The following is a 13,942-nucleotide window of genomic DNA, read 5'->3' as shown; positions in this document are numbered from 1 at the left end:
TTTTATGCGCGGGTGAATCTTCTTTGGTCTTGCATCTATTCCCTGTAGGAGCTGCCGAAGGCTGCGATCTTTTGATCTTAAAAGATCGCAGCCTTCGGCAACTCCTACAGGGGTATTGCCTTATCAGGAACCGATGTAGCTGGTCTTCACGACCGTGTAGAACTCTTGCGCATAGCGGCCTTGCTCACGTGATCCATAGGATGAACCTTTACGGCCGCCGAACGGAACGTGGTAATCGACGCCAGCGGTCGGCAGGTTGACCATCACCATCCCGGCTTGCGAATGACGTTTGAAGTGGTTGGCGTACTTCAGCGAGGTGGTCGCAATACCCGCCGACAGACCGAACTCGGTGTCGTTGGCCATCGCCAGCGCCGCGTCGTAATCGGCCACGCGAACAATGTTGGCCACCGGGCCAAAGATTTCTTCGCGGCTGATGCGCATCGACGCTTCACTGTCGGCAAACAGGGTTGGCGCGAGGAAGTAGCCTTCGGTGTCGCAGGTCACCAAGCCACCGCCGCTGACCAGACGCGCACCTTCGGACTGGCCGATATCGATGTACTTCATGTCCTGTTCCAGCTGCGCTTGCGAAACCACTGGGCCGATATCAGTGCCGGATTTCAGCGCGTGGCCGACCTTGATCGACTTCATGCGCTCGGCCATGGCTTCGACGAATTTGTCGTGGATCCCGGCAGTCACGATCAAGCGGCTCGACGCGGTGCAACGCTGGCCGGTGGAGTAGAACGCGCTCTGCACCGACAGCTCGACCGCTTGTTTGAGGTCGGCGTCATCGAGAATGATCTGCGGGTTCTTGCCGCCCATTTCCAGCTGAACCTTGGCCTGGCGCGACACGCAGTTGACCGCGATCTGACGACCCACACCCACCGAACCGGTGAAGCTGATGCCGTCGACTTTCGGGCTCTGCACCAACGCATCGCCAACCACGCGACCGCTGCCCATCACCAGGTTGAACACGCCAGCCGGGAAACCTGCGCGGGAAATGATTTCCGCCAGTGCCCAGGCGCAGCCCGGAACCAGATCGGCGGGTTTCAATACCACGCAGTTGCCGTAGGCCAGGGCCGGGGCGATTTTCCACGCAGGAATCGCGATCGGGAAGTTCCACGGGGTGATCAGACCGACCACGCCCAGCGCTTCGCGAGTCACTTCTACATTGACGCCCGGACGCACCGAAGGCACGTAGTCGCCGGACAAGCGCAGGCATTCACCGGCGAAGAATTTGAAGATGTTGCCGGCGCGGGTCACTTCACCGATGGCTTCGGGCAGGGTCTTGCCCTCTTCCCGGGCCAGCAGGGTGCCGAGCTCTTCGCGACGGGCGAGAATTTCGCTGCCGACTTTATCCAGCGAATCGTGACGGGCCTGAATGCCCGAAGTCGAGTACGCCGGGAACGCGGCGCGGGCGGCGTCGATGGCGGCGTGAACCTGAGTCAGATCAGCCTTGGCGTAGTCGCCGATGGTGTCGCTCAGTTCCGAAGGGTTGATGTTGGCCGAGTAGTCGGCACCGGCAACCCATTCACCGTTGATGTAGTTGTCGTAGCGTTTTGCAGTTGTCACAGGGGCAGCCCTCACATCTCAAAGCCTTCACGCAAAAAGCCGCTGATTGCTCAGCGGCCTCGCTTTTATCGGGTGTTACTGCGCACCTTGCTTGTCGATCAGCGCGGCGAGCATTTCGTACTCTTCGCCGGTCAGATCGGTCAGCGGCGCCCGCACCGGGCCTGCGTCATAACCGGCGATTTTCGCGCCTGCCTTGACGATGCTCACGGCGTAACCGGCCTTGCGGTTGCGGATGTCGAGGTAAGGCAGGAAGAAGTCGTCGATGATCTTACCGACAGTGGCGTGATCTTCACGGGCGATCGCGTGGTAGAAGTCCATCGCGGTTTTCGGGATGAAGTTGAACACCGCCGAGGAGTAAACCGGCACGCCCAGCGCCTTGTAGGCAGCGGCGTAGACTTCGGCGGTCGGCAGACCACCCAAGTAGCTGAAGCGATCACCGAGGCGGCGACGGATCGACACCATCAACTCGATATCGCCCAAGCCATCCTTGTAACCGATCAGGTTCGGGCAGCGCTCGGCCAGACGTTCCAGCAGCGGCGCGTTGAGGCGGCAAACGTTGCGGTTGTAGACGACCACGCCGATGTTGACCGATTTACACACGGCTTCAACGTGAGCGGCAACGCCGTCCTGGCTGGCTTCGGTCAAGTAGTGCGGCAGCAGCAACAAGCCTTTGGCGCCCAGACGCTCGGCTTCCTGAGCGTATTCGATGGCCTGGCGAGTCGAACCGCCGACGCCGGCCAGAATCGGCACGCTGGTTTCGCAGGTGTCGACGGCAGTCTTGATGATTTCCGAGTATTCGCTGGCGGCCAGGGAGAAGAACTCACCGGTGCCGCCGGCGGCGAACAAGGCTGAAGCGCCATACGGAGCCAGCCATTCCAGGCGTTTGATGTAGCCCGCGCGGTTGAAATCACCCTGCGCGTTGAAATCGGTCACCGGGAAAGACAGCAGGCCGGCAGAGAGGATGGACTTCAGTTCTTGTGGATTCATTATTCGAACACCCTGGTAGCAACGTTTTTTGTGATTGGTCCGTTCAGCCTTCGCTGAAGTTGTAGGTCATCGTACAACTTAAAAGATAACCGTCAACTGCATTTCATCGTTGGGGGTGTTTTTTTGTCGGACAAAAGTGTTTAAGCCAAATGGCGAATCAGCGTAAAGGCCCGTTTTTACTGGGCTACATTGCAGAAATGTCTGGTCAAGATTCGTTTACTGAGCGCAGCTACCACGCCGGGTAAGGTGCGACGACTGCCACGAAGGATCGTGGCGGACCACCGAAGGAAACCGAAATGTCCACGAATTACGCTGCCCCGACCCTTTCGCAAATCGCCGCTTCGTCCTCCGACATCCTCACGCTTCAGCTATCGACACTGCCCGATGTGTTGACCGCACTCGTCCCGGATTCCAGCGACTTCCCGGCGAACTGGAGCGTTTACCCGATTCTCGGCGACGACCCGGAAACGCCCCTGTGGGCAGGCGAAGAAGTGGATACCGGCACCTGGGACGATGCCGAAGACGAGATGGAGAAACTAATGGGGATCGAATTGCAGATCCCCAAAGAGGCACTGCGTCCGTACCTGAACACGGATGTCGAATTGCGCTACAAGTTTGTCGATGAGTCGAGTATGGAGCCGTTTTCGCAGGTGTTGATGTTGCGGATCGAGGCCTGACGGCTTAACCCCGCTGCGCCTGCGCCTCTTCATGAGCCTGGCGCAGTCTTTCACGGCTGTTGGTCAGGTGCAGACGCATCGCCGCACGCGCCGCATCGGAATCCTGACGGGCAATCGCGTCGTAGATTTCTTCGTGCTCACGGCTCAGGCGACTCATGTAGTGCTGTTGGTCATCGTGGGCCAGTCGTGCCGAATTCAGCCGCGTACGCGGAATGATGCTGGTGCCCAGGTGGGTCATGATGTCGGTGAAGTAACGGTTGCCGGTGGACAGCGCGATTTCCAGATGGAAGGCAAAGTCCGAAGCAACAGCATCACTGGCATGGGCAGCGCTTTCGTTGAGCGCATCAAGGGCGGCACGCATGGTCGCCAGTTGCTCGGCACTGCGACGTTGCGCGGCAAGGCCGGCAGATTCCACTTCAAGGCTGATGCGCAATTCGAGAATCGCCAGAACATCACGCAGGGTAACGACGGTGGCCGGGTCGATGCGGAAACCACTCGGGCTTGGCGTGTCGAGCACGAAAGTGCCGATGCCGTGGCGGGTTTCCACTTGCCCTGCAGCCTGCAAACGCGAGATCGCCTCGCGCACCACGGTGCGGCTGACGCCATGGGCTTCCATGATCGCCGACTCGGTAGGCAGTTTGTCACCGCGCTTGAGCAGGCCATCGCGGATCTGCTCGCTCAGCACCGTCACCAGTTCCTGGGCCAGGCTGCGGCGCTTGCGCGGGAGACGCGGGGTGTCGATCAGGTTTTCCATGGTGTGCATCTTGTCTCGAAAATTCGGCTTGTGGGCATGATAGCTCAAGCGGGTTGTACGATCACTTTCCGGTTTACATCGCTTTATGTAGGAGTGAGCCTGCTCGCGATGACGTCCGCACATTCAGCATCAATGTGACTGACCCAACGCTATCGCGAGCAGGCTCACTCCTACAGGGGGTTAGCGGTGATCAGGCGGTCACGGTCTGTTCAACCAAATGGCCGCTGTCGATCCGCACGTGCCGTGGATGGAAGCGTTTCAAGCTGCTGCGATGGCCAACGCTGACAATACTCAGCCCCGGCAACTGATCGATCAGCGCCTGATACAGCGTCGCTTCATCCTCTTCATCCATCGCCGAAGTCGCCTCATCCATGTACAGCCACTGCGGTGCATAAAGCAACGCACGGGCGAAAGCCAGTCGTTGCTGCTCACCCGGCGAGAGCATGCGTTGCCAGTGATTGGCCTCGTCCAGTCGCCCAATCAGATGCGGCAAGCGGCAGGTTTCCAGCACTTGTGCATAACGCTCCGGCGCGTAACTGTCGCCCGGCTGTGGATAACTCAACGCCTCGCGCAGAGTGCCGATCGGCAGATACGGTTTCTGCGGCAGGAACAGATACCGCGCCGCCGGCAAACGAATGTTGCCGTGCCCCGCCGGCCACAAATGCCCCATCGCCCGCAGCAGCGTCGACTTGCCGCTGCCGGAACGGCCGCTGAGCATCACCCGCTCACCGGGTTCCACAGTCATGTCGGCATTGGTCAACAGATGGCGACCATCGGCCAGATCCAGTCCGAGGTTGTGCACCTTCAATTCGCTGCCCTGATTCTGCACATCGATGGCCGGGGTGCGTTCTTCGTTGTTGCTCATCGCATTGCGGAAACTCAGCAACCGGTCACACGTAGCGCGCCACTCTGCCAGTCCCTGATAAGCACTGATGAACCAGCTGAAGTTCTCTTGCACATTGCCGAAGGCCGAGTTGATTTGCATCAGCTCACCGAGTTCGATTTTGCCGCTGAAGTACCGTGGGGCAGCCACCATGAACGGAAAAATGATCGCGATCTGCTCATAACCCGAGGTAAAAAACGTCAGCCGCTTGGACACTCGCATGATGTCCCAGAAATTGTGCCAGACCAGCCCGAAACGGTTACTCAGGCGCCGGTTTTCATTCGGTTCGCCGTTGTACAAGGCGATACTCTCTGCATTCTCGCGAACCCGCACCATCGAGAAACGCAGGTCGGCTTCAAAACGTTGCTGGTTGTTGTTCAAACCGATCAGACGCCTGCCAATCAAATGCGTCAGCCAACTACCAATCACCGCGTACACCAATGCACACCAGAACATGTAACCGGGAACCGTGAAACCGAACACCTCAATGCTTCCGGAAACGCCCCACAGGATGATCGAGAACGACACCAGACTGACGACTGTGCGGATCAGACCCAAGCCAAGGGCCAGTGTGTTGGCCGTGAATTTATTAAGGTCTTCGGAGATCCGCTGGTCCGGGTTATCGGTATAGCCACCCTGCTCCAGCTGGTAGTAGTTCTTGTGCTCCAGCCACCGGGTGAAATGCTTTTCGGTGAGCCAGGCACGCCAGCGGATGGTCAGCATTTGCGTCAGATACTGGCGATACACGGAGCCGAGAATCGCCACCGCCGCGATACCGCAGAAATACAGGATCAACTGCCAGAAGGCCGCCTCGTCCTTCTTCTGCAAGGCGTTGTAAAAATCCTTGTACCAACTGTTGAGCCACACCGCGATCCATACGCTGAACAGCGTAAGCGCGATCACGGCAATCAGCAGCGTCCAGGCCTTGCCCTTCTCTTCGCTGCGCCAGTAAGGCGTGATCATCGCCCAAACCTTGCGAAAAAACTGCCCGCGCACAGCATCGTTGACCGCGGAATATTCAGCGTTCTGATTCATGGATAAGGCTCGAAATAGGAAAGAACAGACACGCACCGATCATAGATGATCGGTGCGTTTTATCGCGAGGGCTGGCGATAGTCGTTCAGCGCAGGTTCAGCGACGAACCGGGCGCTTCTGCAGTTTGCGCTGCAGGGTGCGGCGGTGCATGCCCAGGGCGCGGGCAGTGGCGGAAATGTTGCCTTCGTGTTCGGTGAGCACACGCTGGATGTGTTCCCACTGCAGGCGATCGACCGACATCGGGTTTTCCGGCACCAGACTGTCGAGGTCGGCGTGCTCGGAGAGCAACGCAGCCAGCACATCGTCGGCGTCGGCCGGTTTGCACAGATAGTTGCAGGCGCCGCGCTTGATAGCCTCGACGGCGGTGGCAATGCTCGAGTAACCGGTGAGGATCACCACGCGCATTTCCGGGTCCAGCTCCAGCAGTTTGGGCAGCAGCACCAGGCCGGAGTCGCCGTCCATTTTCAGGTCGAGCGCGGCATAATCAGGCAGGTCTGCCTGGGCGATGGTCAGGCCTTCTTCGGCCGAGCCGGCAGTGCTGACGCGAAAGCCACGACGAGCCATGGCACGGGCCATTACTCGGGTGAACGTTGCGTCGTCGTCGACCAGCAGCAAATGCGGCAGTTCTTCGCCTTCGACTTGGATTTCGTCACTCATGTTGGTCTCCTCGGGCGCCGTGGGGCAGGCGCAGCTCGGTGAGCGTGCCGCCTTCCTCATGACTATAGAGTTTCACTGAGCCGCCGGCGCGTGTCACGCTGGCCTTGCTCAAAAACAGGCCCAGGCCGAAACCTTTGCCCTTGGTGGTAAAAAACGGTTTGCCGATTTGCTCGGCGATGGCCAGCGGCACACCGGCGCCGTGGTCACGAATGCTGATGGTCACGGTTTCCGCGTCCCAGTCCAGGGTCACCTTGAGGTTTTCCGGGCAGGCGTCGGCGGCGTTGTTGAGCAGATTCAACAGCGCCTGAGTCAGATCCGGCGGCGGCGCCATGCGCGGCACAGTGCCTTGGCCGAGGCGGTGGAAGCGATAACTGGCCTCCGGACGCATCAGATGCCAGCGGTTCAGCGCTTCGTCGAGCCAGTCAGTGACGTCCTGCATCTCGACAGCCAGACGCCGGTTGGCTTCGGCGGCCCGCACCAGTTGTTGCAAGGTCTCCTTGCAGAGTTTGACCTGATCCTGCAGCACCTTCAGATCGTCCTGCAGCATCGGGTCGGGATGGTCCTGCTGCATTTCCTTGAGCAACACGCTCATGGTCGCCAGCGGCGTGCCCAGTTCATGGGCAGCGCCAGCGGCCTGGGTGGCGACGGCGAGCAATTGCTGATCGCGCAGACCTTCTTCACGACGGATCGCCCGTAACTCTTCCTGACGGCGCAGCTCCTCAGCCATGCGCGCGGCGAAGAAGGTGATCACCGCAGCGGCCAGCGCAAAGCTCAGCCACATGCCGTAGATCTGCAGGTTTTCACGGGCGACCGGCAAGGTTTCCAGCGGATAGAAACGCGTCAGCATCACGGTGTACAGCGCCAGCGCGATGCCGGACAGGATCACCGAATAGCGCCATGGCAGCGTCACGGCGGCGATGGTCAGCGGCACCAGGTAGTAGGAAACAAACGGATTGGTCGAACCGCCGGAGAAATACAGCAGCGCACTGTGGATCACCAGATCACAGGCCAGTTGCAGCGCATATTCGAGTTCGGTCACCGGCCACGAAGTGCGCAAACGCACGGCAGTGAACACGCAGAGCAGCGTCGAGCAGCCAAGGGTCATCGCCAGTTGCACCCACGGCAACGGCAACAATTGCAGCCAGTAGGCCAGGCCTACGGAGCCAGCCTGCGCGGCGAGCACCAGGGTGCGGATGAAAGTCAGCCGCCAGAGGTTCTGGCGAGTGGCGGAAGTCAGTTGTACGGGGGCGAGCATGAGCTCTCCTGATGAGCGCTCCAGGCGGATCGCACGGAGTATAACCAACGCGCGGCCTTGAGAGGCGAAAGTGCGGCAAACGACCACATGGCGGAAACATCTTCGGCGACTATAAGGACGCCTTCGCGAGCAGGCTCGCTCCCACCTTTGAAATGCATTCCCCTGTGGGAGCGAACCTGCTCGCGAAGGGCTGCGCAGCAGCCCCGGCCATCTGTATAGAAGTTGTAACTGGGCGAACCGGATCATAAAAGCTAGAGTCTGATGGTTTCACGCAGGCCCCCGAACCATCACCTGCGCCCTCATCAAGGAGCTTTCATGCACACATTTCGCCGCAGCGCCGCCCTTCTCGCCCTGACCGTCGGCAGCATCGCCAGCCTTCCGGCCCTGGCCGCCGATGAGCTGCACTACAACCAGATTTCCCTGCGCGCCGAAGTCAGCACGGAAGTGGCCCGCGACCTGATGATCGTCACCCTCTACACCGAAGAACAAAACACCGACCCGGCCAAACTCGCCGCCGACGTCAGCACCACCATGAACAAGGCCCTGGCCCAGGCCAAGCAAGTCAAAGACATCACCTTGCGCCAAGGCAGCCGCAACAGCTACCCGATCTACGACACCAAAGGCCAGAAGATCACCGGCTGGCGTGAACGCGCCGAACTGCGCCTGGAAAGCGCCGACTTCGCCGCCCTGTCCAAACTCACCGGCGAACTGCTGGGCGACCTGAAAATGGGCGGCATGGACTTCGCCATCGCCGACCCGACCCGCAAATCCAGTGAAGACCAGTTGCTCAAAGAAGCAGTGACCGCCTTCAAGGCCCGCGCCCAACTGGCCACCGACGCACTGGGCGGCAAGGGCTACAAAATCGTCAACCTGAACCTCAACAGCAACGGTTATCCGCAGCCGTACCTGCGCGCACCGATGATGATGAAAGCGGCGGCGATGGATTCGGCGCCGGTGACGCCGGAAGTTGAAGCAGGTACGAGCCAGGTCAGCATGACGGCTGATGGTTCGATTGAAGTGTTGATGCCGTGATTTGATTTGCGCTGAATGAAAAACCGCCGATCGGTGAATGATCGGCGGTTTTTTTGTGCCTGGGATTTGCTGTGGATGAACCACCGTCTTCGCGAGCAAGCTCGCTCCCACAGTTTGAAATGCATTCCACCTGTGGGAGCGAGCTTGCTCGCGAAGAACGATAACGCGGTCTCAGGTCTGCGGGTCAACCCGATCCAGCGCCCGATTCACCGCCAACTCGGCCAGCATAATGATCTGCTGAATCGCCAACGCCGTATTACGCTCGGGCCGACCCAGTTGATCGGCAAAGTTACCGGTAAGCGTGTTCGCCGACGCCAGTGACTCACAGGCATGCGCCAGCAGGCTTTCGGTGTCGATGTTTGGCTGGATCAGGAACATCGTGCTGGGCTGCCGGGGTTTGACCGGGTCGGGGCTGAGGTAGAAATCCAGGGCGCGTTTGATGGCTTCGCGGGTTTTGATCTGGTCTTCGGCGCGGATGGCGTCTTCGAGTGGGGTATCGAGGGGTGGGTCAGGTATCAATTTATCCATGGAAAATTTCCTTATGAACTGACGCCATTCATTTCCGATCTCACTCGAGAAATGAGGTGGCAACTATGTACGGAGTGAGATTACCGGTAAGGAAACCAACCCGGCCGGACAAAGTCCGCCCGTACATAGCCGCCATAAAAACTGCTGACAGCATGAGCTGGCGGCGATTATGGAGGGGCTTGTGCAGGTTTCCAAATTCAATAACCGGGAATCTCACCTCCCGATCGCTGAGTTTTCAGCGACACCCAGAGCCTAAAGAGCGCACGTCCGACGGACAACCTGAAAACCTTGTGGGAAGGTTCTGGTTATTTGCATCAGATTTAAACAGCCAAAAGCCAACCCTCACCCTAGCCCTCTCCCAGAGGGAGAGGGGACTGACCGTGTTGTTTGGGAGAGTTACGCCGACGTGCGATTGCCGTGTTGAACTCAGATTCTGAAACAGATCAAAAGCCCCTCACCCTAGCCCTCTCCCGGAGGGAGAGGGGACTGACCGAGTTGTTTGGGAGAACTACGCCGACGTGCGATACCGCGTCGAACTGAGGCTTTGAAAAACACACAAATCGGCCCCCTCTCCCTCCGGGAGAGGGCTGGGGTGAGGGGCGAATCCACCAAAAAACCAAAGCCGAACACCCGCTCTTCACCACTCACTAGGCCGAGTGTCAGCTCGCCTGCTTTTGATCTTGATCCACGGGCGACGTCGGAAGGCTGAGCGGATCGTTCCCGCAGCGAAGGGACCCCGAGCCCCAGCGAGCGGGCCGCACGTAGGAGCAAGCGTTTTTTGCTTACTTTTTTGGCGTTTGAAAAAAAGTGAGTCGCCGTAAGGGCGAAACCCTAAGCCGCCGTTACCGCACCAACGGATATACACACAAGCGCTAGATATACCGAGATAGACACTTCAACAGGAAAAACGATATTTCCGCCAACACCCCCGCCCCAGCTACTCTTCCACGATTACCACCGCCGATTCCCCGGGGACCCCATGCCAAGATCCACCCTAAAACCGCTCTTGATCTCCCTCGCACTAACCGCCATAGCCCCAATCGCCAACGCCGCCACAACCCTGGTCTACTGCTCCGAAGCCAGCCCCGCCGGCTTCGACCCCAGCCAATACACCAGCGGCACCGACTTCGACGCCTCCGCCGAAACCGTCTTCAACCGCCTCACCCAATTCAAACGCGGCGGCACCGACATCGAACCCGGCCTGGCGACAAAATGGGACGTCTCCAGCGACGGCCTGCAATACACCTTCCACCTGCGCCAAAACGTAAAATTCCACACCACCGACTACTTCAAACCCACCCGCGACTTCAACGCCGACGACGTCCTCTTCACCTTCCAGCGCCTGCTCGACCCGGATAACGCCTTCCGCAAGGCCTACCCCGCCGAGTCCCCGTACTTCACCGACATGGGCCTCAACACCACAATCAAATCGGTAGAAAAAATCGACGAGCAAACCGTGCGCTTCAACCTCAACAACGTCGACGCCGCCTTCGTGCAAAACCTCGCCATGAGCTTCGCCTCGGTGCAATCTGCCGAATACGCCGCGCAACTGTTGAAGGAAGGCAAAGCCGCCGACCTCAACCAGAAACCGATCGGCACCGGCCCGTTCGTGTTCAAGCGCTACCAAAAGGACTCGCAAATCCGCTACGCCGCCAACACGGCCTACTGGAAACCCGAAGACGTGAAGATCGACAACCTGATTTTCTCGATCACCCCGGACGCCGCCGTGCGCCTGCAAAAACTCAAGGCCGGCGAATGCCAGGTCAGCGGCTACCCACGCCCGGCCGATATCGAAGTGATGGAAAAAGACCCGAATCTGCGCGTGCTCAAACAGGCCGGTTTCAACCTCGGTTTCCTCGCCTACAACACCACCCACGCGCCACTCGACCAGCTCAAGGTGCGACAGGCGCTGGACATGGCCATCGACAAACCGGCAATCATCAAAGCCGTCTACCAAAGCGCCGGCCAGCTGGCCCAAAACGCCTTGCCGCCGGCGCAATGGTCGTATGACCCGAACATCAAGGACGCTCCCTACGACCCGGCAAAAGCACGGGTGCTACTGAAAGAAGCAGGGGTTGCGCCGGGTACAACCATCAACCTTTGGGCGATGACAGTGCAACGCGCCTCAAACCCGAATGCGCGGATGTCGGCGCAGATGATCCAGCAGGATTGGGAGAAAATCGGCATCAAGGCCAACATCGTCAGCTACGAATGGGGCGAGTACATCAAACGCGCAAAAAATGGCGAACACGACGCCATGATCTATGGCTGGACAGGTGACAACGGTGACCCGGACAACTGGCTGGGCGTGCTCTACAGCTGCGCGGCGGTAAAAGGCAGCAACTACGCCAAATGGTGCGATCCGGCCTACGACAAACTGGTGCAACAGGCCAAGTTGTCCACCGACAAAGATCAACGGGTAAAACTGTATCAACAGGCGCAACTGATCCTCAAACAGCAGGTGCCGATCACACCGATTGCCAACTCCACGGTGTTCCAGCCGCTGCGCAAGGAAGTCACTGACTTCCGGATCAGCCCGTTCGGTCTAACCCCCTTCTATGGCGTGGGTATAAATAAGTAACACCAAGCCCCAAGGCGGCGCGCACAACGTGACCAGCGCACCGTTTTGGGGCTTCATTTGCACCGTAAAAACCACCCGCAAACGGTCAAATGCGTCAGAAGTTATACAGATGCGACATTAAGGTACGTTCGTGCCACGCTTTGAGGCCAGCAGTCGTTCTGGATCTTGCAATGGGTATGGCCCCTGCATAAGTATCCGCAGGCACGACTCACGAGGTCGTACCTCACAACTAAAAAATGACAACAAATCATGAGGCCAACATGCTTAAACACGCGGTCATTCCGTTTTTAGTCGGCGCAGGCTTGTTAGCCTCCGCACCTTTCGCATCCGCTGCGACTAACCTGGTGTTCTGCTCCGAAGGCAGCCCGGCCGGTTTCGACCCAGGCCAGTACACCACCGGAACCGACTTCGACGCCTCAGCCGAAACCATGTTCAACCGTCTGACCCAGTTCGAGCGCGGCGGCACCGCCGTGATTCCTGGTCTAGCGACCAAGTGGGACATCTCCGATGACGGCCTGACTTACACCTTCCACCTGCGTGAAGGCGTCAAGTTCCACACCACCCCGTATTTCAAGCCGACTCGTGAGTTCAACGCCGACGACGTGCTGTTCACCTTCAATCGCATGATTAACAAGGATGACCCGTTCCGTAAGGCGTACCCGACCGAATTCCCGTACTTCACCGACATGGGGATGGACACCAACATCACCAAGATCGATAAAGTCGACGACCACACCGTCAAGTTCACTCTGAAAGAAGTTGATGCCGCGTTCATCCAGAACATGGCGATGAGCTTCGCCTCGGTACAGTCCGCCGAGTACGCAGCGCAGCTGCTGAAAGAAGGCAAGGCTGCCGACATCAACCAGAAGCCGATCGGCACTGGTCCGTTCGTGTTCAAGAGCTATCAGAAAGACTCCAACATCCGTTACACCGGCAATAAGGATTACTGGAAGCCTGAGGATGTGAAGATCGACAACCTGATCTTCGCCATCACCACTGACCCGTCGGTACGTATTCAGAAGCTGAAAAAGAACGAGTGCCAAGTCACCCTGTTCCCGCGTCCGGCCGATCTGAAAGCGCTGAAAGAAGACAAGACCCTGAAGATGCCTGACCAGGCTGGCTTCAACCTGGGTTACATCGCCTACAACGTGATGGACAAGGTCAAGGGCAGCAACGAGGCCAACCCGCTGGCAGACCTGCGCGTACGTCAGGCGCTGGACATGGCCGTCAACAAGCCACAGATCATCGACTCGGTTTACCAGGGCGCCGGCCAACTGGCCGTCAACGCCATGCCGCCGACCCAGTGGTCTTACGACACCACCATCAAGGACGCCAAGTACGATCCTGAGAAAGCCAAGCAACTGCTGAAGGAAGCTGGCGTCAAGGAAGGTACCGAAATCGTTCTGTGGGCGATGCCGGTGCAGCGTCCGTACAACCCGAACGCCAAACTGATGGCTGAAATGCTCCAGTCCGACTGGGCCAAGATCGGCTTGAAAGTGAAGATCACCAGCTACGAATGGGGCGAGTACATCAAGCGCTCCAAAGGTGGCGAGAACCAGGCCATGATCATTGGCTGGAGCGGTGACAATGGTGATCCGGACAACTGGCTGAACGTGCTGTTCGGTTGCGACTCGCTCAGCGGCAACAACTTCTCCAAGTGGTGCGACAAGAAGTTCGATGGCCTCGTCAAAGAAGCCAAGCGCACGACCGATCAGGGCAAGCGCACCGAACTGTACAAACAGGCGCAACACGTCCTCAAAGATGCAGTCCCTATGACACCTATCGCTCACTCGACGGTGTACCAACCCATGCGCGCCAACGTGCAGGATTTCAAGATCAGCCCATTTGGCTTGAACTCCTTCTACGGCGTCAGCGTCAGCAAATAAGGCACTGCAGCGGCGACGTTTTTAACGTCGCCGTTGTTTTACCTGCCGGGAAGCTAGGAAATTGCCTACAACCAATTCCGCTGCGGATTACTGCAGAG

General features: G+C 58.7%; 11 protein-coding genes. 4 read left to right on the top strand and 7 right to left on the bottom strand.

The annotated features are described in order from the left end of the window. Nucleotides 1-123 precede the first annotated feature (123 nt). Together J0G10_RS05375 and kdgD are read right to left on the bottom strand one after the other, a co-directional pair. Nucleotides 124-1,569: an aldehyde dehydrogenase family protein gene (locus tag J0G10_RS05375; RefSeq protein WP_093435896.1), complete on the bottom strand. Its 1,446-nt coding sequence runs from the start codon at nucleotides 1,567-1,569 to the stop codon at nucleotides 124-126. Nucleotides 1,570-1,644: 75 nt separating this feature from the next. Beyond that, the gene (gene kdgD / locus J0G10_RS05370; RefSeq protein ID WP_093435890.1) at nucleotides 1,645-2,556 is read right to left on the bottom strand and encodes a 5-dehydro-4-deoxyglucarate dehydratase; all 912 of its coding nucleotides are present in this window, start codon (nucleotides 2,554-2,556) and stop codon (nucleotides 1,645-1,647) included. A gap of 296 nt (nucleotides 2,557-2,852) precedes the next feature. Here kdgD and J0G10_RS05365 point away from each other — a divergent pair, with 296 nt between their 5' ends. Further along, on the top strand, nucleotides 2,853-3,233 hold the full coding sequence (locus tag J0G10_RS05365; protein WP_095049740.1) for a hypothetical protein: 381 nt from the start codon (nucleotides 2,853-2,855) through the stop codon (nucleotides 3,231-3,233). Between the two features lie 4 nt (nucleotides 3,234-3,237). On the opposite strand, the gene J0G10_RS05360 is transcribed toward J0G10_RS05365, so the two are convergent. From J0G10_RS05360 to J0G10_RS05345, 4 genes are all read right to left on the bottom strand, one after another. Continuing rightward, nucleotides 3,238-3,987 (bottom strand): FadR/GntR family transcriptional regulator, encoded by a 750-nt coding sequence (locus J0G10_RS05360; RefSeq protein ID WP_175559635.1) that lies wholly within the window; start codon nucleotides 3,985-3,987, stop codon nucleotides 3,238-3,240. Nucleotides 3,988-4,177: 190 nt separating this feature from the next. After that, nucleotides 4,178-5,905 (bottom strand): ABC transporter ATP-binding protein/permease, encoded by a 1,728-nt coding sequence (locus J0G10_RS05355; RefSeq protein ID WP_095125389.1) that lies wholly within the window; start codon nucleotides 5,903-5,905, stop codon nucleotides 4,178-4,180. A gap of 96 nt (nucleotides 5,906-6,001) precedes the next feature. Further along, nucleotides 6,002-6,562 (bottom strand): response regulator transcription factor, encoded by a 561-nt coding sequence (locus J0G10_RS05350; RefSeq protein WP_003221630.1) that lies wholly within the window; start codon nucleotides 6,560-6,562, stop codon nucleotides 6,002-6,004. Then, on the bottom strand, nucleotides 6,555-7,817 hold the full coding sequence (locus J0G10_RS05345) for an ATP-binding protein (protein ID WP_038357512.1): 1,263 nt from the start codon (nucleotides 7,815-7,817) through the stop codon (nucleotides 6,555-6,557). Before J0G10_RS05345 ends, J0G10_RS05350 begins: the two co-directional genes overlap by 8 nt. A 315-nt stretch (nucleotides 7,818-8,132) precedes the next feature. Here J0G10_RS05345 and J0G10_RS05340 point away from each other — a divergent pair, with 315 nt between their 5' ends. Then, nucleotides 8,133-8,849 (top strand): SIMPL domain-containing protein, encoded by a 717-nt coding sequence (locus tag J0G10_RS05340; protein WP_220557795.1) that lies wholly within the window; start codon nucleotides 8,133-8,135, stop codon nucleotides 8,847-8,849. Nucleotides 8,850-9,020: 171 nt separating this feature from the next. Here J0G10_RS05340 and J0G10_RS05335 read toward each other — a convergent pair whose 3' ends face one another. Beyond that, on the bottom strand, nucleotides 9,021-9,377 hold the full coding sequence (locus J0G10_RS05335; protein WP_099757991.1) for a DUF6124 family protein: 357 nt from the start codon (nucleotides 9,375-9,377) through the stop codon (nucleotides 9,021-9,023). 979 nt (nucleotides 9,378-10,356) lie between these two features. On the opposite strand from J0G10_RS05335, the gene J0G10_RS05330 reads away from it, so the two are divergent. Together J0G10_RS05330 and J0G10_RS05325 are read left to right on the top strand one after the other, a co-directional pair. Then, on the top strand, nucleotides 10,357-11,958 hold the full coding sequence (locus J0G10_RS05330) for an ABC transporter substrate-binding protein (protein ID WP_095125388.1): 1,602 nt from the start codon (nucleotides 10,357-10,359) through the stop codon (nucleotides 11,956-11,958). 260 nt (nucleotides 11,959-12,218) lie between these two features. After that, complete coding sequence (locus tag J0G10_RS05325) at nucleotides 12,219-13,844, top strand: ABC transporter substrate-binding protein (RefSeq protein ID WP_007917611.1); 1,626 nt, start codon at nucleotides 12,219-12,221, stop codon at nucleotides 13,842-13,844. The last annotated feature ends 98 nt before the right edge of the window (nucleotides 13,845-13,942 follow it).

It is taken from the genome of Pseudomonas germanica, assembly GCF_019614655.1.
GTDB classification, from domain to species: domain Bacteria; phylum Pseudomonadota; class Gammaproteobacteria; order Pseudomonadales; family Pseudomonadaceae; genus Aquipseudomonas; species Aquipseudomonas neuropathica.
The sequence above is the reverse complement of the archived record's forward strand: the minus strand, read 5'-3'. Positions and strand labels throughout refer to the sequence as shown.